21 protein-coding genes and 1 pseudogene are annotated in these 22,626 nt (G+C 55.9%); 18 read left to right on the top strand and 4 right to left on the bottom strand.

Translation table 11 applies throughout. From position 1 onward, the window contains the following. Nucleotides 1–308, top strand: a 308-nt coding sequence (locus BM046_RS14840; RefSeq protein ID WP_143084207.1) for an integrase core domain-containing protein, incomplete at its 5' end; no start/stop codon positions are given. Nucleotides 309–330: 22 nt separating this feature from the next. Here BM046_RS14840 and BM046_RS14835 read toward each other — a convergent pair. Further along, nucleotides 331–804 carry a TetR/AcrR family transcriptional regulator gene (locus BM046_RS14835; protein ID WP_090540857.1) on the bottom strand — a complete coding sequence of 158 codons (474 nt, stop codon included), beginning with the start codon at nt 802–804 and terminating at the stop codon, nt 331–333. Between the two features lie 160 nt (nt 805–964). Between BM046_RS14835 and BM046_RS14830 the strand changes: the two genes are divergently transcribed. The 8 genes from BM046_RS14830 (at nt 965) to BM046_RS14795 (ending at nt 8,410) form a co-directional block, all read left to right on the top strand. Beyond that, nucleotides 965–2,305 (top strand): phosphotransferase, encoded by a 1,341-nt coding sequence (locus tag BM046_RS14830; protein ID WP_235818660.1) that lies wholly within the window; start codon nt 965–967, stop codon nt 2,303–2,305. Between the two features lie 112 nt (nt 2,306–2,417). After that, nucleotides 2,418–3,179: a tyrosine-protein phosphatase gene (locus BM046_RS14825; protein WP_090540854.1), complete on the top strand. Its 762-nt coding sequence runs from the start codon at nt 2,418–2,420 to the stop codon at nt 3,177–3,179. A 68-nt stretch (nt 3,180–3,247) separates the two neighbouring features. Further along, nucleotides 3,248–3,478, top strand: a complete 231-nt coding sequence (locus BM046_RS14820) for an FAD-dependent oxidoreductase (RefSeq protein WP_090540850.1) — start codon at nt 3,248–3,250, stop codon at nt 3,476–3,478. 24 nt (nt 3,479–3,502) lie between these two features. Next, nucleotides 3,503–3,745, top strand: a complete 243-nt coding sequence (locus tag BM046_RS14815; RefSeq protein WP_090540848.1) for a hypothetical protein — start codon at nt 3,503–3,505, stop codon at nt 3,743–3,745. Nucleotides 3,746–4,116: 371 nt separating this feature from the next. After that, nucleotides 4,117–5,712: a phytoene desaturase family protein gene (locus BM046_RS14810; RefSeq protein ID WP_090540846.1), complete on the top strand. Its 1,596-nt coding sequence runs from the start codon at nt 4,117–4,119 to the stop codon at nt 5,710–5,712. A 36-nt stretch (nt 5,713–5,748) separates the two neighbouring features. Beyond that, nucleotides 5,749–7,026 (top strand): cytochrome P450, encoded by a 1,278-nt coding sequence (locus BM046_RS14805; RefSeq protein ID WP_090540844.1) that lies wholly within the window; start codon nt 5,749–5,751, stop codon nt 7,024–7,026. 48 nt (nt 7,027–7,074) lie between these two features. Further along, entirely contained in the window at nt 7,075–7,428 is a 354-nt protein-coding gene (locus BM046_RS14800; RefSeq protein WP_090540843.1) for a Cif family virulence factor, read from the top strand. A 175-nt stretch (nt 7,429–7,603) separates the two neighbouring features. Then, nucleotides 7,604–8,410: an FkbM family methyltransferase gene (locus tag BM046_RS14795; protein ID WP_090540842.1), complete on the top strand. Its 807-nt coding sequence runs from the start codon at nt 7,604–7,606 to the stop codon at nt 8,408–8,410. 82 nt (nt 8,411–8,492) lie between these two features. On the opposite strand, the gene BM046_RS14790 is transcribed toward BM046_RS14795, so the two are convergent. Beyond that, a complete protein-coding gene (locus BM046_RS14790; protein WP_090540840.1) occupies nt 8,493–9,524 on the bottom strand; it encodes a hypothetical protein in 1,032 nt (343 codons plus the stop codon). 357 nt (nt 9,525–9,881) lie between these two features. Between BM046_RS14790 and BM046_RS14785 the strand changes: the two are divergent. Together BM046_RS14785 and BM046_RS14780 are read left to right on the top strand one after the other, a co-directional pair. Continuing rightward, nucleotides 9,882–11,243: pseudogene (locus tag BM046_RS14785) on the top strand (DUF1329 domain-containing protein). A 123-nt stretch (nt 11,244–11,366) separates the two neighbouring features. After that, nucleotides 11,367–12,161, top strand: a complete 795-nt coding sequence (locus BM046_RS14780; RefSeq protein WP_090540838.1) for an SDR family NAD(P)-dependent oxidoreductase — start codon at nt 11,367–11,369, stop codon at nt 12,159–12,161. Nucleotides 12,162–12,278: 117 nt separating this feature from the next. Here BM046_RS14780 and BM046_RS14775 read toward each other — a convergent pair whose 3' ends face one another. Together BM046_RS14775 and BM046_RS14770 are read right to left on the bottom strand one after the other, a co-directional pair. Continuing rightward, nucleotides 12,279–13,562, bottom strand: coding sequence for an MFS transporter (locus BM046_RS14775; protein ID WP_090540836.1), 1,284 nt, complete (start codon nt 13,560–13,562; stop codon nt 12,279–12,281). 240 nt (nt 13,563–13,802) lie between these two features. Further along, nucleotides 13,803–14,225, bottom strand: a complete 423-nt coding sequence (locus tag BM046_RS14770) for a limonene-1,2-epoxide hydrolase family protein (RefSeq protein ID WP_177197884.1) — start codon at nt 14,223–14,225, stop codon at nt 13,803–13,805. A gap of 362 nt (nt 14,226–14,587) precedes the next feature. On the opposite strand from BM046_RS14770, the gene BM046_RS14765 reads away from it, so the two are divergent. The 7 genes from BM046_RS14765 to BM046_RS14735 all read left to right on the top strand — a co-directional run bounded on the left by BM046_RS14765 (nt 14,588) and on the right by BM046_RS14735 (nt 22,616). After that, nucleotides 14,588–16,249 (top strand): DUF1302 domain-containing protein, encoded by a 1,662-nt coding sequence (locus BM046_RS14765; protein WP_090540832.1) that lies wholly within the window; start codon nt 14,588–14,590, stop codon nt 16,247–16,249. Nucleotides 16,250–16,301: 52 nt separating this feature from the next. Continuing rightward, nucleotides 16,302–17,654, top strand: a complete 1,353-nt coding sequence (locus BM046_RS14760; protein WP_090540830.1) for a DUF1329 domain-containing protein — start codon at nt 16,302–16,304, stop codon at nt 17,652–17,654. A gap of 67 nt (nt 17,655–17,721) precedes the next feature. Further along, nucleotides 17,722–18,519 (top strand): SDR family NAD(P)-dependent oxidoreductase, encoded by a 798-nt coding sequence (locus BM046_RS14755; protein WP_090540828.1) that lies wholly within the window; start codon nt 17,722–17,724, stop codon nt 18,517–18,519. 51 nt (nt 18,520–18,570) lie between these two features. Next, on the top strand, nt 18,571–19,014 hold the full coding sequence (locus BM046_RS14750) for a nuclear transport factor 2 family protein (RefSeq protein WP_090540826.1): 444 nt from the start codon (nt 18,571–18,573) through the stop codon (nt 19,012–19,014). Nucleotides 19,015–19,083: 69 nt separating this feature from the next. Continuing rightward, entirely contained in the window at nt 19,084–20,454 is a 1,371-nt protein-coding gene (locus tag BM046_RS14745) for a phosphotransferase family protein (protein ID WP_090540824.1), read from the top strand. A gap of 22 nt (nt 20,455–20,476) precedes the next feature. Then, nucleotides 20,477–21,313, top strand: coding sequence for an SDR family NAD(P)-dependent oxidoreductase (locus tag BM046_RS14740; protein WP_090540822.1), 837 nt, complete (start codon nt 20,477–20,479; stop codon nt 21,311–21,313). 46 nt (nt 21,314–21,359) lie between these two features. Then, on the top strand, nt 21,360–22,616 hold the full coding sequence (locus BM046_RS14735; RefSeq protein ID WP_090540820.1) for an MFS transporter: 1,257 nt from the start codon (nt 21,360–21,362) through the stop codon (nt 22,614–22,616). Nucleotides 22,617–22,626 lie beyond the last annotated feature (10 nt).

Here is a 22,626-nt window from a genome sequence, read left to right as displayed (position 1 = left end):
CTCAGGATCCGATCACGCTGCGTAGTGACAACGGCCTGGTATTTACCTCTCGGCATTACACTCGGACGGTGTACCAATACGGTCTGAAACAGGAGTTCATCCGTCCCCACACCCCGCAGCAGAACGGGATGGTTGAGCGACTGATCCGAACTGTGAAAGAGCAGTGTCTCTGGCTTCATAACTTCCAGACACTGGATGAAGCCAGGCAAACCTTGAGGGCGTGGTTCAAGTACTACAACGAGCAGCGCCCTCATCAGGCGCTGGGGATGAAAACACCCAGTACGATTTACCAACAATTAGCGGCTTGAGTGTGCAAATTCCGCTGGGTCATTACAGGACATCGGAGCGGAAGTCGCCGTTCTCGATACCCCGTTGAATGATTTCACTGGTCTTCTTGATCAGTGCTGGCGCCGATTCGAGAAAGCGGTTACGCGGTCTTTGGTGACCTCCGTGATAACGGATGCCTTCCTGCGCCAACTTGGTCAGTAGCGGATCGTTTCGATACTGGTCGAAGAAATGATTGAACAAGGCGCGCAGCGCTTCCGCAGGCGGTAAGTGTTCGACCTTGAATGTCACCAGTTCCGAGGTGATATTTTCAGAGGTTTCGTCCAGTACTGCGGCAAACAGCCCCTCTTTCGAGCTGTAATAGTGGTAGATCAACTGTTTGGTGACGCCGACGTCCTGCGCGATCTTCTCGATCCGAGCGCCCGCGAGACCCTTGCTGGAGAACTCTTCACGTGCAACGGCCAGTATACGGTTCATGGTATGGCGTTTGCCTGATTCGGGGGAGGTCAAGTTTTTCATCTTTTACGCTCCTTCTGCGCTGCGTGGCCCCACCACGATACGGCTGCCGTGGGGGCGTTCATGGCGTCCGACGAATAATAGCGCCGGCGTTGAGGTTCGGCATGGGGCAAATACCATGGCTTGCCCGGGGGGCGTAAGTCATGTTTTGCATGAGGCGCCCATGCTTGTATTTGACTCCAGGTCAAACAACTCAGAGCACCCGGCCTTGCATGCAATGAAGTGTGTTGTCGACACTTCAAGTGTCGCCAATATCCGCCAGTCGCGGTCGTCGGCTTGTATCGCTCTCAGGGACAACAATGAAAAAATGACTATCAACGAAGTTTCGCGGACGGATCGTCCGTATTCTGCACGCAAGGGGAGGCTTCCACGCCACTTGGACGAAGTGACGCCCCAGTGGCTGACCAGCGTACTGCAGAACCGTTACCCTGGTATCGTGGTAAACGACTTCGAGCAAATTCAGGTACGCAACGGCCATACAACCAAGTTGCGTGTTGCTCTGAAGCTTAACGAGGTCGGCCAGGCTGCCGGTATTCCGCAGAATGTCTGTCTCAAATCCAATTGGTCGGACGGCTTCGAAAGCGGCGAGATCTGCGAGCTGGAAGCGCGTTTCTACCATTTCATGCATGACCGTTTACATACGCTGGTGCCCGATGTGTATTTTTCCGACTGGGACGGCGATGGCGGTGGCCGCGGTGTGGTCATGATGGAGGACTTGGGGCTCGCGCCTGGTGAGTTCGGCCACAGTACCCATCACCTGGGTGTTGATGGTGTGGCCGAAGGGCTTGAGTCCTTGGCAATGTTGCATGCCGCTTTGTGGGACAGCGCCGAATTGAGAGCCCAAGCCTGGCTGCCCACCTCCATGCAGCACCCGGTCGACTCGGATCAGTTTTTGCGCATGTATGACTATATTCGTTTGAATCTGCGCAAGCCGGAGTACCAAGCGATTCTGCCGAAGTGGATGTACGAAACTCCGGAGCTGTTCGGCCATGCCTTCGATGAGCTGAGTGCCTTCGAATTGGAGCAACAGGCCCCTGTTTGCCTAGTGCACGGCGATGCCCATCAGGGCAACAGTTTTCTGCGCGCCAATGGCGAGCGGGTCTGGCTCGACTGGCAACTGGTACGCAAAGGTCGGCCATGGCGCGATGTTGCTTATTTCATGCTGGGTGCGTTGACCATTGAGGAGCGCCGCGCTAGCGCTCCGGATCTGATCAAGGTTTACCGCGAAAAACTGATCAGCCTCGGTGCCGAGAATGTGCTGGATCAAGATGCTGCCTGGGATCAGTTCCGCCGTTGGCCCATGTATGGCATGCAGGCGTGGCTCGCCAATGTTGATGAGTGGGGGCAGGACGGTCTGATCATGGTTGAGCGTTTCTTCGCCGCCGCAGAGGATTTCGATACCGTCAAGCTACTTACCAAGGGCAAGGCACCCCGGCGCACACCGAAGCTGGGCGAGGGGGCGCGCCAGGTACTTCCCCAGTTCCGCCATTTGCTGGAGGACTGAGCAGGCCGCTCCGGGAGAAGGCTCCCTATCGCTCCGCCCAACTTGCAACCGCTGCGCTGGGTGGGGTGCAAGCGGCCTCGAAGATCCAAACTTCAAGCAGTGAGGCGCCTTCATGGAATTGCAATTAGCGGGTACCGACAACTTTCGCAGTCTCAAGGGGATGCCTGCCCATGGCGGAAGGCGTATCGGCGGTCACATTCTGCTGCGCTCCGACCAACTGCATATGCTCGATGACGAAGGTTGGAAAGTGCTCGGCGAGCTTGGTGTAAGGACGGTCTGCGATCTGCGCAGTGAAGCTGAGCGTCTGCATATACCCAATCGTTTGCCGCCGGGCCTGCAACAGCTGGCCCTGGACGTAAGCAGCGACATGCGTATTGCCATGGTGCTGGCGCAGAATCCGAGCCCCGCCGGCGCGCAGACGATGATGTTCGAGGTCTATCGCCGCTTGCCCGAAATGCTCGCGCCGCATTTGACCAGGCTGTTCGGTTTGTTCGAGTCAGGTGCCGTACCGGTTCTGATCCATTGCGCAGCAGGCAAGGATCGCACCGGCTTCGCTGTGGCAACGCTGCTGCATGCTTTGGGCGTGCGCCGGGAATATATCGTCGCCGATTATCAGTTATCCGCGCGGCGGATGGCCGAGGCCAGCGAAGCGCGGCGTGAGGTAATGAGTAAGGCGATCAGCGCTATGATCGGCCAGCCCTGCTCCGATGAGACCATCGATGTGGTGATGGATGCGCGGCCCGATTATCTGCACACCGCCTATGCCCGAGTGAACGATCAGTATGGCTCGATGGAGGGTTACCTCCTGGCTTGTGCAGGGCTGGATGAGCCCCGTCTGCAGCGCCTGCGGGACAGGTGGCTCATGGCCGACTGAACGGCCTGCTGAAGCGTGGCGTGATCGGTGCCCTTCTGCGAGTCTTCGAATAACTCCAATAAAAGACCATGGCCTTTCAAATGAACGAGAAATCGGTAATCGAAAAAGATGTGGTGGTGGTGGGTTCGGGCGGTAGTGGTCTGACCGCCGCTATTGTCGCGGCCAGCCAAGGCTTGGATGTGCTCCTGGTGGAGAAGACCGGGCTGTTCGGTGGCACCACCGCACTGTCCGGCGGTGGTATCTGGGTGCCATGCAACAGCCTGGCGCGAGATGCGGGACTTGCAGATGATCCCGAATAAGCTTTCAAATATGTTCAGGAAGTGGTGGGGCCGACGCTACGCAGCGATCTGCTGCAAGCCTTCCTCGAAGCCGCGCCGCGGATGGTCGATTATCTGCAAACCCATACATCAACGCGCTTCGCCGTGCAGCGCGGCTTTGCCGACTGGCATCCGCAGGTCGATGGTTTCCGCGCCGATGGCCGACTGCTGAGTCCGGTCGAATACGATGGCCGCGAACTTGGCGAGTACTTCGTATGGATACCCTCGCCTCGACTGCGGCTCGCTTGAGATGAGTCGGATGACGGGCAATTTCTCCCGCCAGCGACGATTCCGGATTGGCTCTCATTTGGTTGTGCAAGAGAGTGAAGGTGCTGTTCCACGCCAGCCGACGTCGTTTTACGTTTTGAAAGAAACCTCCCTCTATTCCTTATGTAGATTTTAATTCTATTATTAGAACGTGATGCTATGGTATGGAGTCATAGCACACTTTCGCGCAAGAAATTCAGCTGGAACCTGCGCTAGAACCCTTTTTTTTCGTTTTACTGCAAGTAAAACGGATCACCGTCAGGGTGAAGTATTTCTTGTTAGGGTGCGGATTACATTTCTCGAGAGGGACATCTGCGGTTCTGCAGGTCCTTGTGAGCTCGAATGGAGAGGGTATGAATAATAACAATACAGATTTCGATGTAATTATCGTGGGTGGCGGAACCAATGGGCTGTCGGCAGGTTGCTACCTTGGCTTGGAAGGCAAGAAGGTACTGGTACTCGAAGCGCTGGAAAAGGTTGGCGGCATGGCCTCATCGGGCTTCCTCATTCCTGAGGCACCGCACCACCTGGTGCACCCTTGCGCTTTGGATCTGATGTCTATGCGCGTTCATTCACATGTGCCGCAGGAACTGGAGCTGGAACGTCATGGCTTCCGCTCCGTTGAGCTGGCGCCTGGCTACGTGTATCTCCACCCGGACGGCAGCTCACTGGTTTTTTGGCGCGACCGGATGAAAACAGCTGCGGAAATCCGTCGTTTCAGTGAGAAGGATGCGCAGGCCTTTCTCGAATTCATGAACGTGATCGATATGTTCATGGATATCGCACTACCAATGATGCGTGTGGACCCCGCCAGGCTGAACTTCAATACCAAGTTGAAGGTGGTCGGAACTGCCTTGAAAAACCGCAAACTCAAGCCTGAATTGATGGCATTGATGACAGGGTCGGCGCACCAGGCTGCCCGGGAGCGTTTTGAACATCCGGTCACTATTTCAGCCATGTGTGCACTGACGGGCCTGGCAGGTGATATCAGCGCTGACGGCGGTGGGATCTATTATGCTTTGCTGGGTTTTCTGCATCGGTTTGGTGTCGGCCGCGTGATCGGCGGGATGCAGCAACTGAGTAATGCTATGCAGTCCCGGTTGGAAGAGTTGGGAGGGCAGGTACTGACTAACGCAGCGGTCACCGAAATTATTTCCCACCAAAGTAAGGTCAAAGGCGTGAGGTTAGAGGACGGCCGCCAGTTTACCAGCCGGGCAGTCATTGCCGGCTGCCATCCAAAGGTGGCGCTGGAAATGGTCACCCCTGGCGAAATGCCCCGGCATCTGCTGACTCGCGTTGCTATGGCTCCGGCGAACGCCAAGGGTTCCGGCCCACTCAAAGTGGATTTGGCTTTGGACGGACTGATTTCCGTTCCGCGCTTTGAATCGAAGCGCGGGGACGAAGTTGATCTACGTAAAGCCTGTCTGTTAATCGGTACTGAAGAAGGCGTACTGGAAAACTTTGCCACTTGCTCCCGAGGCGAGGTGCCGAAACTGCCTTATATAACCATGGCGGCGCCAAGTGCAGCAGACCCGTCGCAGGCACCTGAAGGCCAGGATGTTGTGTACATCTATCCGCCGGTCATGCCGGTCAATCCGACCGGCGGCTGGGACGCCATCAGAGAGAAGGTGGCGGATCAGGTTATCGATCAACTTTCCGATTATGTGGAGGGGATAAAAGGTCATGTCATCGGACGCCGGATCGAAGCTGCTCCCGACTTCAGCGCCCGGCTGAACACGGTAAACGGCTGCGTGGTACACATCGATACTACCTCTATGCGCTCAAGCACCATGCGTCCGGCTCACGGGTTGGGTGGCGATACTCTGCCGGTGGCGGGCTTGTATCTCGGTAGCGCCGGCAGTCACCCCGGGGGTGGTGTGAACGGCATGGCCGGGCGGTTGGCCGCTAAACGTGTGGCCAGGTATCTAGCCAAGAAATCCAAGCAATGAACAACAATAACTAAGTTCTTACCAAGAGAATATGCCATGTCACTGACATTTCAGGAACTTGATATTGAAGCCGCCTACCATGCGGTCTCGGACACCTATCTCGGAACAGACGTTGATATTCATGCACTTTGCCGCGAGAAACGTCTTAACGAGCCGGTCATGCAGGGCGACTTTGTCGATACATATTTGAAAGTACCGACCAACGCGGGTGCTAAGGCGCCCAAATGTGCGGTGACACTATTCAAATACAAGGACGTGATTGCGGTACTGCGCGACGCGGAGACTTTCACGAACGGCTTTATTGCCGAAGGAATGGGGGCTTTTTTTGACGGATTGATTGTTCTGGCAATGGATGGTGAACAGCACCGTCGCACCCGGGCACTGCTCCAGCCGGTATTCATGCCACAAACGGTGGATAAATGGCGGCCCGAGATTGAACGGGTCATCCGCGAAGAGTTTCTGCTCCCGATGGCGCCACACAAGAAAGCCAATCTGATGGATTTTGGCCTCTATTTCCCCATTCGCGTGATGTATGAACTCATGGGCTTTCCGGCCGACGATCCAGAGAAATTCAAGAAGTATGCCAGCTGGGCTTTGGCTCTTGTGGCGGCCAACCAGATCGACCCGGAAAAGGCCAGGATTTTTGGTGCTCTGGCGGGCCAGGCAGTGAAGAGTCTTTACGATGCAATCAAGGAAGTGGTCGTTGCCAAGCGTGCCGAGGGCTCTCAAGGCACTGATCTGATCAGCAGGCTCATCAATGCGGAATATGAGGGGCGGGCGCTGGATGATCATGAGGTCACAACTTTCGTCCGTTCACTCCTGCCCGCTGCAGGAGAAACCACGACTCGGACATTCAGTTCGGTGATGACGTTACTGCTGGAGCGGCCTGAGTTGCAGGAGCGAGTCCGCAATGACCGTAAGCTGATTGGTAAGTTGATCGACGAGACTGTGCGATACGAGCCGGTTTCGACCTTCAAGGTCCGCCAGGCCTCCAAGGACGTCGAGATTGGGGGGGTTATGGTGCCCAAGGGCTCAATGGTTCAATGCATGGTGATTTCCGCCAACCGGGATGAGGAGGCGTTCGACGATCCGGATGTTTTCGATATTGATCGTAAATCCCGTCCCTCGCTGGGATTCGGGTTCGGTCCGCATATGTGCATTGGCCAGTTCGTTGCCAAGGTGGAGCTGACCTGTGCGATCAACGGCATTCTTGATCTGTTCCCCAACCTCCGTTTGGATCCCGATATGCCCGCACCGAAGATTGCCGGGGCGCAATTGCGGGGCGCGAAATCCGTTCACGTGATCTGGGACTGAAGCGCGGCACAAGGTGATCCATGATTAACGAATCAGCAAGGTGAATAAATGAGCAATATCGATAGCAAAGAAATCGAGTCGTTCCTGCATGGCCAGCTGGAGTGTTGGAACGCCGGCGACCGGGATGGCTTTTTTGCGCACTACAGAAGTGTTGCCCCCAATGGGCTGGAGATTGAATATCTGGGCCGGCCTGTGGTTGAAGGTTTTTCGGTACTGGAAAACATGTGGGAGCAGCAGAACAGCAAGTTCATCGTGGAGGTGGAGCTCTCTATCATCGCCGCCAACGAAGCAGCCTGTCACCACAGGAACGTTATGCGTGACGGCAGTGGCGTGATCGAAACCATTGAGCTGTACAAGTTCGATCAGGGCAAGACGCTAGTACGCTACTTCATAAAGCAATGATGGGTAGACCCGTCTGAACCTCAAGAAACCGCAGGTAACGCTGCGGTTTCTTGATATCTGGCATGTGTTGGCGTACCAGGCTGCGCACAAATGTGGCTCAGCTTTGCTCTATAATCATCTGCCGTTAGCGTACTACCCCCCTCCCGGCCGAGCAATTCCATCCAGGATATTCCCTATGATCAAACAACTCGTGGAGAACTGGCGCATACAAGAGCGTCGGCAGATCGTCTCACAGCGAGGTCTGAACGTCTGGCCGCAGGATCAGCCGGACGATCTGGAGCAAATCGAACGTATAGGTGCATGGCTCGATAGCTTGGGCGAGCCTGCAGTATTGGAGCACCCGTTGCGGCCGTTGAAGATGCAGGTGGCAAAGGGGTTTAGCGCCCGCATGGCTTACTATTTTGCGATGGGTGATTATGAGGAGGCCGATCTTGAACTGATCGAGAAATTGGTCATGCCTGGAGACAGGGTGTTGGAGTGCGGCGGCGGGGCGGGCATAACCGGTTCGCTGGCGGCCATGCATTCGGGTAATCCGGTCACCATAGTCGAGCCCAACGAGGTGATGCATGACATCATCCGACAGAACGTGCGGCTGAATGGACAGGAATGCCAGCTGATTGCAGCGGCCGTGGTAGCCGACGACTTCTCAGGCGAGATGCTGACGCTTCGCATGCAAGATGAATACTGGTGGAGTTCGGTGCTGGATCATGGTTCGGGAGAGCCAGTCGAGACTGAGGTTGCAAGAATTTCTGACCTGTTTGATAACATTCGCCCCAGCGTCCTCGTGCTGGATATCGAGGGTGCCGAGGTGGGGCTGTTGCCGGATAAGCTGCCCGATGACTTACGCTTGATCATGGTCGAGCTGCATACCCCTGAAATAGGCGATGAGGCTACCGCCAGCGTGGTCAACACGATAATGGGTCAGGGTTTCCGGCTTTGCCACGTCAGATCCCAGACTTGGGTGTTCGAGCGGAGTGTCTGAGTCCGCTCGACAGTGAGAGAGGCTGTCGGCGCCACCGGGTCATGTCCCTCAGGAACAGATACCGGTGCGCCATTTCTTTGGGTTACAGATCCGCGCCTTTCACGTTGCGTGCGGAACCGTTGCGACGATCCGATTCGCCCCAGGCGAACCAACGGTCGGGCTCGCGTGTATCACCCACCCGGCGCCACCGTCCTTCCTGTTGCGCTGTGATCGGGAAACTACCGACGAAGTCGATCATTTCTCCCTTGGGATCGGGTAAGAATTCCCATTCCTCCTCGCCTTCAAGAACGATACGCGCCGATTCGAGAAAGTAGCTCCCGTCCTTATGAACTGCGGTCCCTTCGATGTCAGTGGTGGTGCGTATCTCACCTTTTTCGTTCATGAAGATCGCGTAGCCAAGATTGTCGTGCCCGACCATGAACGAACCAGCGTCCCAGGTACCATCCTTGTAGAAGGTCGCGAAGGACCACCAGATAACGTGCATATTGTTGTTTACAACGAGGTCTTTCTTAAAATGAATGGCGCCACCTTCGGCCATGTAGAATTGATCTAGCGCCATCGCACCTTTGACCGGCCGGCCCTCGCACACGCCGGCGATGTCCCATAGCTGGGAAACATAGAATGTGCCCCACTCGACGCCGGGCAGATACCATTGCATACCGGATCCTATCAACTTGCCTTCAAGTTCGAACAGACCCTCTTCCTTCCAGGTTAGCCGCTCACTGGATGCGGTGATTTCCCAAGGGTTGCCTGGTTCGTCTGGTTGGCTACTCCAGCGGACCGTATCGCCTTCCAGAGTCTGGATGGGCATTGGGGTCGTTGCCTGAGCAGCCATACGCTCTTGGTCCATGCGCAGGTGCTTGCCGTCTACCAAAGTGCTCTGATAAATGAACTTGGTGGGATTGGGCGTTCCGTTGGGAGCCAGCACCGATCGCACAAAAGAATAAATATTGCCTTCCTCGTCCCGAACTGATCCGAACGGTGCGCTCTTGCTGAGATGTAAGCCGAAGAACCCCCGGGTTCCGGCCATCGCCGGTCCGGTCACCTTGTGCGGACCGACCAGCTGCTGGTAACCGAAATCGCCACGTTCTGGTACTGTTTTGAATGTGCGCATACTGTCCTCTCAAGCTTGGTGCAGGCCGGTAGGCTCCGGCCTTGCACACAATGTTCAGATATAAAGTTCCACATGACTGCTCACTCTTATTCTTATTATTCTTATTCTTATTCTTATTCTTATTCTTATTCTTATTCTTATTCTTATTCTTATTCTTATTCTTATCAGGTGTATTGGCCCGTGGCTTATAGATTACAAGCGGACCTGCGATTTACCAGCACTTACCCGTTCTTTCGTTTGACCTAAGGTAAAACGGTATGACAACGAGCAGCGGCATTTTTTGGCTAAGTTAAACCTTGATGCATTTGCAACCCTTGCAGGCAGGCTCCATATAAGTCCAATAACGGAGATCGTTTAATGAAACTTCAACTCGCTCTATGCGTTGCCCTGGGCGGTCTGTCAGCGTTTGCATACGCTGCGGTCACTCCTGAGGAAGCTCAGGAACTTGGAAGGTCCCTCACGCCATTCGGCGCCATCCAAGCGGGTAATGCCGAAGGCACCATCCCACCATACGAAGGAGGTTTGAGAACCGCTCCCGCCGACTTCAAGCCTGGGAGTTTCTGGACTAATCCCTTCCGCGATGAGAAGCCGCTGTACCGCATCACGGCAGACAATGTGCAGGAGTATGCTGACAAGCTCAGCGAGGGGCAAAAGACCCTGCTCAAGCAATACCCGGACACTTGGTAGATGGACGTTTACCCAAGCCACCGGACTGCGGCCTACCCCGCCAACGTGCTTGAAGCCACCGTGCGCAACGCTAGGGACTGCAAGACCTATAACCAAGGTCTGTCGCTGGAAGCCGATTGCCGCGGGGGCTTGCCGTTCCCCATTGCCAAAAACGGCAATGAGATGATGTGGAACCAGTTGTTACGCTACAAGAATGGTCCGACCGGCGTCGCCGACACGCACACCAGCTGGGTAATTGCCTCTAACGGCGCCATAACCAAGACGGCACAGCAGGAAGGCTACGAGGAGTTCCCTTACTACCAAACCCACCTTAAGGATCGCGATCCGCAGCTATATGGCCGAGTCTGGACTATCAACACCGAACCGGCGCGCCGCGCGGGTGAGATGAGCGGTATTTCCGACTTCCTTGATCCGACCAAGAGCCCCCGCCGCGCCTGGAGCTACTCGCCCGGCCAGCGGCGCGTCAAGCTGGCGCCGGAGTTCGCCTATGACACGCCCGTGGCGAGCCAGGGCGGCATATCCCTGTTCGACGAATTGCAGATGTTCGCCGGTCAGCAGGACCGCTTTGACTTCAAACTGCTGGGTCGCCAGGAAATGTACATCCCCTACAATGCCTACAAATGGTACTTCGGGATCGAAGCTCCTGAGCAATTAATGAAGAACCACGTAAACCCGGATGTCGAACGCTGGGAACTACACCGCGTCTATGTGGTGGAGGCGACCCTCAAGCCGGGCATGCGCCACGTGTATAGCAAACGGCGCTATTACATCGATGAGGATACTTTCGGGGCGGGCCTTTACGACGCCTGGGATCAGAACGACAACCTGTACCGCACCCTGTACATGGCCGGTGTACAAATTTATGACAAGGACATTCCCTACGCGACCAAGCTTGCTATCTTCGACTTCAACAAAAACATGTATGGCATCCTGAATGATTTCCTGATTGGCAACTTAACCTTCATCGCGGAAGCACCGTCCAATGCCCAACAGAATCCGGAAGCCATCGTTGGTAAAATGACTCAGCGCTGACCGCCTAAGCACGGCGATAACGGCCGGGGCAACCCGGTCCATTCGCCGATACGCCGATTCTGGCGGCCCATAAAGAATATATTCTTCCTTTGAGCATCAAGTAAAAGTAAATGGAGTACGGTTATGCAGCGTTTGTCAGGAAAAGTGGCCATCGTCACAGGGGGCGGTGGCGGCATCGGTTCGGCGACGGCATTGCGCCTCGCCCAAGAGGGCGCGAAGGTTGTCTGCGCCGATATCAACCTCGATTCGGCCCAGCGCGCAGTGGATGCATTGCAGGGCAGTGGCCTGGCAGTGCGCTTCGACGCCGCCGATGCCGACAGCATCGAGGCCATGGTGAGCCAGACGGTCGAACATTTCGGACGCTTGGATATTCTGCATAACAACACTGCGGTCACCGACCCGAAGACCCATGGGCAGGACCTTTCCTTGCTCGATATTCCCATGGAAGTTTGGCAGAAAACCCTCGATGTGAACCTGACCAGCTACATGCTCAGTTGTCGCTTCGCCATTCCACACATGATTGAGGCAGGCGGCGGCTCGATCATCAACACCGCCTCCGGGTCGGGCATGCTGGGCGATCTGGTACGCATTGCCTATGGCACCAGCAAGGCGGCGGTGATCAATATGACCCGTCATATAGCCACTCAGTATGGCCGTCAAGGGGTGCGCTGCAATGCCATCGCCCCGGGGGTCATCGTCACCGCGGCGATGCAGGCGACCGCACCAGAGGTTCTCGCCTTCGCCAGCAAATATGTGTTGACTCAACGCCTCGGTACTCCCGAGGACATCGCTGCGTTGACCGCCTTCCTCGCCTCGGACGAGTCCGGCTATATTACCGGCGAATGCATCGAGATCAATGGCGGCAAGAACAGCTGCCAGCCGCATTTCGCGGAACTCTACCAACAGGCGCAGAACTGAACTGCCAGCGCCCAGGCTTGCCCGCCCCTACCGTTGAAGCCCGTTCAGGCCCCCAACCTTGAACGGGATAACCCACCCCGCAAACGATTTTGGTGGCGCCTTGCCCCCCTCTCTCCTTCACTGCGTAACCTGCCCGGCGCTCAATTCAGTACCCTTAGGTGCTGCGGTGGCGGCATAGGCCGGTATATCTTTCATCAAGAACAGAACCAGCGTAGTGATAAAAGAGCAAGCAAAACAAAACCAGAGCACCGGGGTGTAATTGCCGTAGGTGCCATAGAGGTAGCCGAACCAGGCTGGCATCCCACCTGCGATAATGGTGATCAATCCCAGGTGCAGGCCGAAAATTCGTGCATAATCCTTGAGGCCGAAATAACGCGCTATCAAAAAAGCCGCCAAGTCGAATTCAGCGCCGGCACTGAACCCTATCAACGCCGTCGCCATGATCAGCAAATAAATGTCGCCACTGCCGGCATGGAGGAATATCAGGCATCCCGCCATCGGCAACGCCAGGCTTACTATTGCAACTACGGTTGGTCGGTAACGGTCAATGATAAAACCGACCAGTAGACGGCCCACGACCATGGAAACCCCGAAACTGCTGAACACCGCGCTGGCGGTGGCTGCGCTGAGGCCCATATCCTGGAGTAATGGCACGGCATTCGTCACCATCCCCACGGTTAACGCCACAGATAGGGTAAAAGCGATGTTGTAGCCCAGGAAAACCCGCGACTTCAGCGCTTGCCTGAAGGGTATTCCGGGGATTTCCAGCGCGCTGCCCTCCCCCTTCGACTCCGTTGCATAAACCTGGGGAAACTTCATCCATAACAAGGTCAGCGGTAGGGTAAGCAAAAGCGGAATGGCCCCCAGCAATACGAATGCAGCTTTCCAGCCCCCCCACGAAATAGCCCAGGTAATAGCCGAGGGCATGATCATGGCGGCCAGACCGGTGGCACTGAAAATGATCGCCAACGCCAAGCCTCGGTTGCGTACATACCAGAGGTTGACCAATTGTGCCCAAGTGATGGCGATGGTACCCGAGCAAATAATCGGCATGATGAAAAAGGCCAGGTACAACCAGCCTATCGAGGTCTGGATCTGCGTGATCAGAAAATAACCGATCGACTGAAACAATACCGAAAAGATAGCCACCCGGCGCATGCCGAAACGGATGAACAGCCACCCAACGATTTGCGAGCCGACCGCTACGCCGGCAAACAGGAAAGTGATCGAGGTGGTGATTTCCTCTCTGCTCCAGCCGAAAGCGTCCTCCAGGGGAACGACCAGCGCACCGAAACCATACAGCAGCGCGGCGCTCATGCTGGTGAAAACGCCGACTACTCCCAAAAGAATGATAGGCCAGGCCACCCGGAACTCACTGCCTCGCAACGACCGGCTCAGCATGCGGCCACCCTACTTGCTGTACCTTCGGCAAAAACCTGTGAATGGTGGCTGATCTTTAACATTTGACATGACCCTTTTATTTTTATTTTCAATAGGTTAGCTACTTATACAGAATTTGTGCCGTACGCATTGCGTGCCTTTGAAGCAGCCAACACGCCTATTGATACCCTAGCGTATACCATCACAGAATTCCACATGCGGACTAATATTCTGCATGCGGAATAATTTTAAGGACCAAGTTTAGGTGCCGATGGTTTTTTCGAACTCCTCGAAAGAAACACCGTGCTGCTTTATATTGTTGTAGATATCCAGATATTCCCTCCACGCGGTGATCTTGCCCTCGGCATTCAATTCGAATACGGCCACCAGCGGCACGGACACCCACTTGCCACCGCGAAACGAGTAATCGACCCGCTCCATAAACACCACGCTGTCGGATGCGGCGACATTGATCACTTCATGTTCTTGTTCAGCGACTTTGCTCTTCATCGCCTGCAGAGCCTTTAAAATAGCCTCTCGGCCTTGTACCGGGGGAATGGTTGGCGTGGCCATCTGGTAATAGGCGTCGGCATCCAGATAAGCGACCGCTGCCTCGAAGTCTTCCGGCCAGTTCTTTTGAAAATAAGAAATGAATTTTCGAACGATTTTCTCGTTATTAGCCATGTGCATCTCTCTGTTCAATGCTTGCTGTGTGGGACGTCACTCCGTCCAGGTGACGTGGTAGCGACTAGCAGACCTTAGCGCCCTCTGGAGTGTCGATCACATACCTCATTGCATGCAACGACCGCACACCCTGAACTGTTTGACCTAGAGTCAAACTGCCTGACCACGACGCTGGGCAGTACTGTCCGCTTCTATCAGTACTGCTGCCTCAGCCTTTCTTCCAAACTCGATCACGCTCTTGCAAATGTAATCCAGCGATATATCTGAGTCTTTCAGCGATAGACATTGGCGTTGTTCCCGCTGATGCAGTGGCGTCTACTGAGGACGTCGAACAATAAAAACAAAACTCACGGAGATGTTTAATGTTCAAGCCAGAGTTGACACCTATCAGCAAAGCCATAGGGCTTTCAGCTTTGCTTGTCTGTGCAAGCCAGGCCCAGGCCGCAGAATTCGAAACTGGCAATCCCGACCTGATCGGTCGTTGGGACAACACCATCCGTTACAACCTTGGCATACGCGCAGAAAGCCGCGACACCGCGCTGGGCAACAACGCCACCTACGACGAATCAAACTACAAATTCGACCGGGGTGACGTCGTCACCAATCGCCTGGACGTCATGAGCGAATTCGAGCTCACCTACAAACAAAACCACGGCCTGCGAATCAGTGGTGCTGCCTGGTATGACGATGCCTATTCCAACACCGACGTCAAGACCAACCCGGGCAATGTCTATTACCCCGGCGCAACCGCTGGCCCAAGCACTCCCAGTTATCGCGACGGAAGCTACTCGTCTCACACCGAGCGATATCATCACGGCCTGAGCGGCGAGCTGCTGGATGCGTTCGTGTTTACCCGTTTCCATGTCGGAGATGTGCCCGTCAGCTTGCGAGCTGGCCGTCACGCTTTGTACTGGGGCAATGGTCTGTTGATTGCCGGCCACGCCGTGTCCTATGCACAGGCTCCGCTTGACGGCCGCAAAGCGCTCGCCAATCCAGGTACGGAAACGCGCGAGATTTTCCTGCCTTTGGCGCAGATTTCCGGGCAAGCACAGGTTACTGACCGGTTTTCCATTGCCGCTCAATACTTTCTTGAATGGGATCCCACCCGTGCCCCCGAAGGCGGAACCTACCTTGCATCGGCGGACGTTGCGCTAGAAGGCCCGCAGCAGCTTCCCGTGGCTCCTGGCTTCGCCTTGCCCATCATCGACCCAGTGAAGCCCGGCAATCGTGGGAATTGGGGAGTGATGGCACGCTACGCTCTGGACTTCATGCACTCGGACATCAGCGTTTTCTACCGCGAGTTCGATGACTATTCGCCATGGGGACTGCAGGCCGGGCCCGGCTTTGCCCGATATGTATATCCAGAAGACGTGAAGCTTTATGGCTTGAGCTGGTCCGCTGGCCCGTTACTGGGCGGCGCGTCAGTGGGCATTGACCTTTCCTACCGGGAGAACGCCTCGCTTGTCTCCAGCAGCTTCAATCTGGCCGATGGCCAAGGCGCTCGGGGCAATACCTGGCACATGGTCGCCAATGGTCTTTGGCTATTACCCACGACGCCGTTGTTCGACACCGGCTCACTCATCGCAGAGATAGCTTATAGCCGCCTGGACAAAGTGAAAAGCAATGCAGACCTTTTCCGGGGAGAGGGTTACGCCGGTTGCGACGGGCAGGACAAGGACTGGGGCTGCGCCACACGTGACTACACAGGTGTCGCTGTCAACTTCACTCCGGAATGGCTGAGCGTATTTCCAGGCTGGAATATTTCCGCCCCCATAAGCCTCAACTACGGGATCTCCGGCAACGCCGCGACAGGAGGTGGGAGTGAAGGTGATTATAACTTCAAGGTCGGTATAAAGGGCATCCTGGACGAGCGCTATGAAATCAGTCTGGCGTACATCGGGTACGGTTCGAAAATGATCACCCGCGACATACCGGGCGTTGGCAAGACCGTGGTGGGCGGCAACGGCAGTGTCGGTCTGTCTGATCGGGACTGGGTATCGCTGACCCTGAGTACGGCCTTCTGAGACGACTTGCTGCCATTTACCCCGACATAAAACAATAAAACCGGAGATTCTCATGAATATGAATCGGATTGCGATCAGCTCTCTGCTGTTAGCCGTTGCCAGTCCTGCGATAGGCAACCCAGCCTGGACTGCAGATGATATTGGGCAAGCACTCACCCGCTTCGGATCAGAAAAAGCCGGAAATGAAGCCGGCACCATTCCCGAATACACTGGCGGGCTGCAAGTAGCCGCGAACCTGCAACCGGGCGATGGATTCTGGCCTAACCCCTTCGCCGAAGAAGCGCCGCTTTTTCGCATTACCGCAGAGAATGCAGATGAGTTTGCCGATCAGTTGTCGTCAGGGCAGATGCGGCTATTAAAAGAGCATGCCGACACCTACTACATGGATATATATCCCACGCATCGTACGGCGGCTTTTCCTGAAGAGTTTTTGTCTGCAACCGAACGGAATGCCAGAAACCCGGAATGCCGATCGATGAATGATGGACTCTCCGTAAGCGAGGCCTGTCGGGGCGGACTGCCCTTCCCGATCCCCGAAACCGGGCAAGAGGTGATGTGGAACTATCTTCTCAACTACCAGGGGGTCAACGGCTGGGACTGGAATCACAGCGCTTACGTAGTGAACCAGGGGCACATTACCCTGACCAATACCAATCGCTCTACGGGTGAAAAACCTTTCTACCAAACCGAAGTGACAGGCCGCGACCCCAAGGTTGCATCACGCATCTGGTCACGTATCGTTGCGCCCGCCCGCTCCGCAGGCACAGCTTCGGGTTACTGGGATCATCTGGATCCGGTAGCGGACGATCGCTACGCCTGGAGTTACTCCACCGGCCAGCGACGTATTCGTCGAGCGCCCGAATTTTCATACGACACACCGAATTCGGCATTTGGCGGCGTGGCCTTTTATGACGAAATATTCCTATTTTCCGGAAAGATGGATCGCTTCGACTGGACGCTTGAAGGCAAGAAGGAAATGTTTATTCCCTACAGCAACTATGAGCTGAAGTGGGGCTGTGACATAGAAACCAAACTGATGGACAAGCATATCAATCCAGCCTGCGAGCGCTGGGAACTGCACCGGGTATGGGTCGTGTCCGCCGAGCGCAAGGAAGGCGTGCGTCATGCGCAAAAGTCTCGACGCTATTACATAGATGAAGACACTTTCGGTGCTGCACTCTATGACGCGTGGGACAACAGTGGAGAAATGTTCCGCTCTGGAGCTCAGTACAACATCCAGGCGTATGGCATCCCCAACAATCCACTGCAGGATTCATATTCGCTTTACGACTTCACCCGCAGCCAATACGGCATGTTTGGAAACGGCCCCACCCGCTACCGCGCCGCACCGGTAACGGAGCGTGAAGCCAATCCGCAGACCATCGCCGCCGGCCAGCGACGCTAAGCCGAAAATCACCACGTCCGGAGGTACGCCTCCGGAATCTCACCATAGTCTCCAGGGGGCTTCAACCATGAAGCGACTCGCTGAAAAAGTAACCGTTATTACCGGCGCCGGAAGCGGCATAGGACGCGCCAGCGCGTTGGCATTCGCAGCACAAGGCGCCAAAGTGGTCGTTACCGATCTGTATAGCCAGGCGGCGGAAGCCGTTGTCCAGACCATCACCGAGACGGGCGGTGAGGCAATAGCGCTAAAAGTTGATGTCGGTTTGGAAGACGATATCAAACAAATGATAGACAGCACTATTGAAATCTATGGCCGTATCGATGTGCTGTTCAACAACGCCGTCAACAAGAATCCCGACACGGCCAGGGATATCGACTTCATCAATTTCAATGAAGAACTGTTCCACGCCAACATGCGCGTCAATGTGCTGGGTGGCGTGCTGGCTTGCAAACATGCGCTGCCGCATATGCTGGGTCAAGCGCGAGGCTCAATCATCTTCACCTCCTCTACCAGCTCCATTGCGGGTGAAGTGGCGCAGTTCAGTTATGGCGCTTCCAAGGCAGCATTGAACTGGTACGTGCAAACCATCGCCGCCACCTTCGGCAAGCGTGGCATCCGCTGCAACGCCATTCTCCCCGGCGTGATCCGCACCGCGGCCCTGGAAGGCTGGGCCAATGAGCAAATGACCAAAGCCTTCCTCGACTTGCAGAACGTGCCGCAGCTGGGTGAACCCGAAGATATCGCCAACATGGCGCTGTTTCTCGCCTCGGACGAGTCACGCTACATCAATGGCGCACTGATGCGCGTGGATGGTGGCATGAGCTGTGGTACGCCGATGGTTCCGGTGGTCAGGGCGTATCTCTGATCAGGCGCGGCATTCAACTGACAAACTGACATTCAAGGTGAGATTCGAAACATGGGTATGCAACAGGAAAAGATTATTAGAACTTTCTGCGCCGCCTGGGGCGATGGGACAGCAACTTCACGGCCGCAGCTGGAGACCATTCTGGACATGATGGCCGAGGACGCCATCTGGCAACTCTGGGTGCCAGGCGGCCCGGTTATCCAGGGCAAGCAGGCGATACGCGACGAAATCACCCGGCAAATGAGTTATGTGACCCATAACCACTGCGTAATCCGCAACATAGTGTCTTCCGACAACGTAGTGATGACCGAGCGTGATGACTACGCAGTGTCGGGAGGCAAGCCCATGCCGCATTCCATGGTGGCTGTTTACGAGCTGGATGATAAGGGACTGATCACCGCCTGGCGGGAGTATCTGGATACTGCGGATCTGGCGAAAAAGAAAGGTGTGCCGCTCGAGCAGGTCGGCGGCCCAACTCTGGATGCCGACGCCTGAGCACCACCCTCTTACTATGACAGGCAACCGGACCAGCCGGACTTGCCGATGAATTCTTCGGAGCAACAAATGAACATGGCCGTACAAGAGACTATGAATACCGATCAGCAGCTCGAACGGAAACTCTGCCAGTTTGTGGAAGAACTGCTCGAGGGCAGCGTTACCAGCATAAAACGCCTGCCTCGCTGGCGGCCCGCCTGGAACGTGGATCTCAAGCGCGGCGACGAGATTATCAAGCTGCATATACGCGGTGAGCGCGGCGGCGATGTCAGCCCGTTCCCGGATCTGCGCCGCGAAGCGGATATCCTCACTTTGATCGGGCAACAAGGTGTTCCCGTCCCCCGCATCTATGGCTTCTGCGAAGACCCGCAGGCCATCGTGATGCAGAACGTGCCAGGTACCCGTGATCTCTCCCAGGCCAAAGACAATGCCGAGCGCCTCAGTCTGGCCAAGCAGTACATTGACGCCATGGCAGCCATGCACAAGTTACCGCTGGACGCTTTTGTCGCACGGGGAATCGATCTACCGCATGGCGCCGAAGCGATTTCTCTGGCGGGTCTGGAGGCCTACTATCCACTGTATGAACGGAACAAGACGCGCCCGCAGCCACTGCTGGAATTCGCGCTCAACTGGCTGCGCCGCAACGTGCCACAACACCGGACCAAGCCCAGCCTGATTCAGTTTGATTCAGGTCAGTATCTCTTCGAGAACGGCAAGGTAAATGCTCTCTACGACTTCGAGTTCGCCATGATCGGCGACCCGCTCGCCGATCTCGCCTCCGCGCGCATGCGCGATAATTACGAACCTCTGGGCGGCGCCTTCAGCGAGCTTTATCGCTACTACCAGGAAATCAGCGGCGAAAAGCCCGAACCCGACGTAGTGCGCTTCCATACTGTCTTATTCTCTACGGTCAGTGCCATGCAGTTCTCATCGACGGTCGCCACACCGCAGCCGGGCGATCCGCATGACATTTATATCGAATTCGATATCGCTCTGCGCCGGGTAGTGGTCCACGCGCTGGCCGAGGCGATGGGCGCGGAGATTGCGCCCCCCGCAATCAACATAGTGGAACATGGCCCGAACGCAGAACTGCTCAGCATGCTCGCCGATGCAGTCAATCAGGTTCAGATCGAGGACGAATTTCAGCAGACCAAGCTCAACGCTGTACGCAAGATCGTCGAATACCTGGGCAGAGCTGACGCCATGATCAATCAGCTGCAAGCCGTGGATATGCAGGAAGCCGGCGCTCTCCTCGGGTGCACCTTTGCACGCCATGATGAGATGGAAGCAGCCCTGGAACGCTTTGTCACCACCGCAGGTACAGAGCACGACCTGGCATTGCTGACACTGTTCGCTTCACAGATAGAGCGGCGGGTGCAGGTGTTTGGACAAACTGCCATCGGCAGATCGGCAAGCCATATTGACCTACCGGCACTGTAGTCCTATTTGTCTGGAGCACAAAATGTTTGACGATAACAACAATAAGCAAGCTGATTCCCTACGTCGCTACGGCCCATGGGCTCTGGTTGCAGGCGCCTCCCATGGCATCGGTTCTGAATTCGCTCGACAGGTCGCAGCGCAAGGTCTGAACTGCATTCTCGTAGCCAGGACTGAAGACACCCTGCAATCTTTGAAATCGAGCCTGGAGGGCGAGTACGGGGTTAAAGTCCTGATCGTGACTCAGGATCTGTCAGCGCAGGATGCCGCCGCCCGATTGCTGCAGGCGACCGGCGAGCGTCAGATAGGTCTGCTGATCTATAACGCCGGCGGCGACCCTTTTATCAGTCGGTTCCTCAATACCGACGCCGAGAGCTGGATGTCGCTGCTGCGGCTGAATACCCAGACGGTACTGGAAACGATCCATGCTTATGGCAAGCGCATGGTGGAGCGTGGCCAGGGCGGTGTGATTCTCGTCGGTTCACACGCGGCACTGGGCGGTGTGCGCAAGCTGGCCATGTACTCGGCGACCAAGGCATTTTCCCTGAACCTCGGAGAATCACTCTGGGCCGAATGGAAGGATCACGGGGTTGATGTGCTGAACTTGCTCATTGGTACGGTGGATACGCCGATGATGCGCGAAACCATGCAGCGTTTGAATATTCCTGACGCGGCAACAATGAACTTGCCCCAGGCCGATGACATCGTGCGTCTGGCGTTGGCCGCTCTGCCCAATGGCCCAACCCTTGTTCACCCACAGGATCTGGAGTCGCCGGATGGCGAATTGTCACTCGGTGACCGTCGCCGTGAACATGTCATCAACAAAAGCGCCGAGGCGGCCATGTTCATTGGCCGCGACTGACCGCACATAGCGCGATTGAAATCACTCTGAATGAGCAATGAAAAACATGAAAAATTTTGACAACAGGGAATTCAAACTCGGGTGGAAGATCCTGATTCTGGCCACAGTAGGCGTAGCCACCAGTTCAAGCTCGCTTCTGTTGTACAGCTTCAGCGCGATGATGATTCCTCTGGAACTGGCTATGGGGTGGGGCCGCAGTGAACTGCAGGCGGCAATCACTGCGCTGTCGCTCGGTACTATCGTCGCCGCCCAGCTCGCTGGGTGGGTGAACCTGAAGTTCGGCTTGCGCATCGTTACCATCGTGTCGCTTATCGCGCTATCGGTCAGCTTGTTTCTCCTCACTCAGATTCAAACCACTATCTGGAGCCTCTATCTTGGCTACTTCCTCGTTCCGCTTGCCGGGCTGGGAACCTTGCAGATCACCTGGTCGCACCTGGTCAATCTCTGGTTTGTGGAAAACCGTGGGCTGGCGCTGGCGATCATACTGAGCGGGTCCGGACTGGCCGCTGCTTTGCTGCCACTGCTGATCACTTGGTCTGTGTCGACCTGGGGGTGGCAAGCCGGCTTCATTTCCCTGTCGGTACTGCCTGTGGCTATAGCGCTGCCGTTGACCTTGCGCTGGCTGATGCCGGTCAGCAGTAGAAATGGTGCGAAGGCCGCAGAACAGCCCAAAGCGCAACAGGAGTCCGGTGGCATACTGCTCAGCGAAGCTCTGCGCTCGTGGCGCTTCTGGGTATGCAATCTATCCATGACACTGGTGGTAGCCTGTGCGGTAGGCCTGGTTACCAACATCATTCCCTTGCTACAGGACAGGGGGCTGAGCGCAGTGGAAGCCGGGCAGATTTTCAGCGCCTTCGGCATTTCGCTGATACTGGGCAGGCTGGTAGTAGGCTATCTTATCGACCGTCTGTGGGCACCCGGGGTCGCAGCAGTGGCACTGATGATGCCGGCACTGGCCTGCCTGATCTTTGCGATGGCCACTAACAACACGGCGCTGTATATCCTGGCAACCCTGCTGGTAGGTATCGGTGCCGGGGCTGAGTTCGACATTGCCGCCTTCCTGATTGCACGCTACTTCGGCATGCGTGACTATGGTCGACTGTTCGGTATTCACCTTGGGCTGATCACCGCCGGGGCGGCGGCGGCACCTCTACTGTTCGGTGCTCTGTACAGCCTCACCGGAGATTATTCCGGGCTTCTCACTTTCAGCACCGCTTGCTTCATCATCGGCCCGCTAATGCTGCTCAGTCTGGGTAGCTATCCAGTGTTTCGCCACCCGACCGCCCTGACGCCAACTGTCTGATGCACCAGCC

It is taken from the genome of Halopseudomonas formosensis (assembly GCF_900115905.1).
GTDB classification, from domain to species: domain Bacteria; phylum Pseudomonadota; class Gammaproteobacteria; order Pseudomonadales; family Pseudomonadaceae; genus Halopseudomonas; species Halopseudomonas formosensis.
The sequence above is the reverse complement of the archived record's forward strand: the minus strand, read 5'-3'. Positions and strand labels throughout refer to the sequence as shown.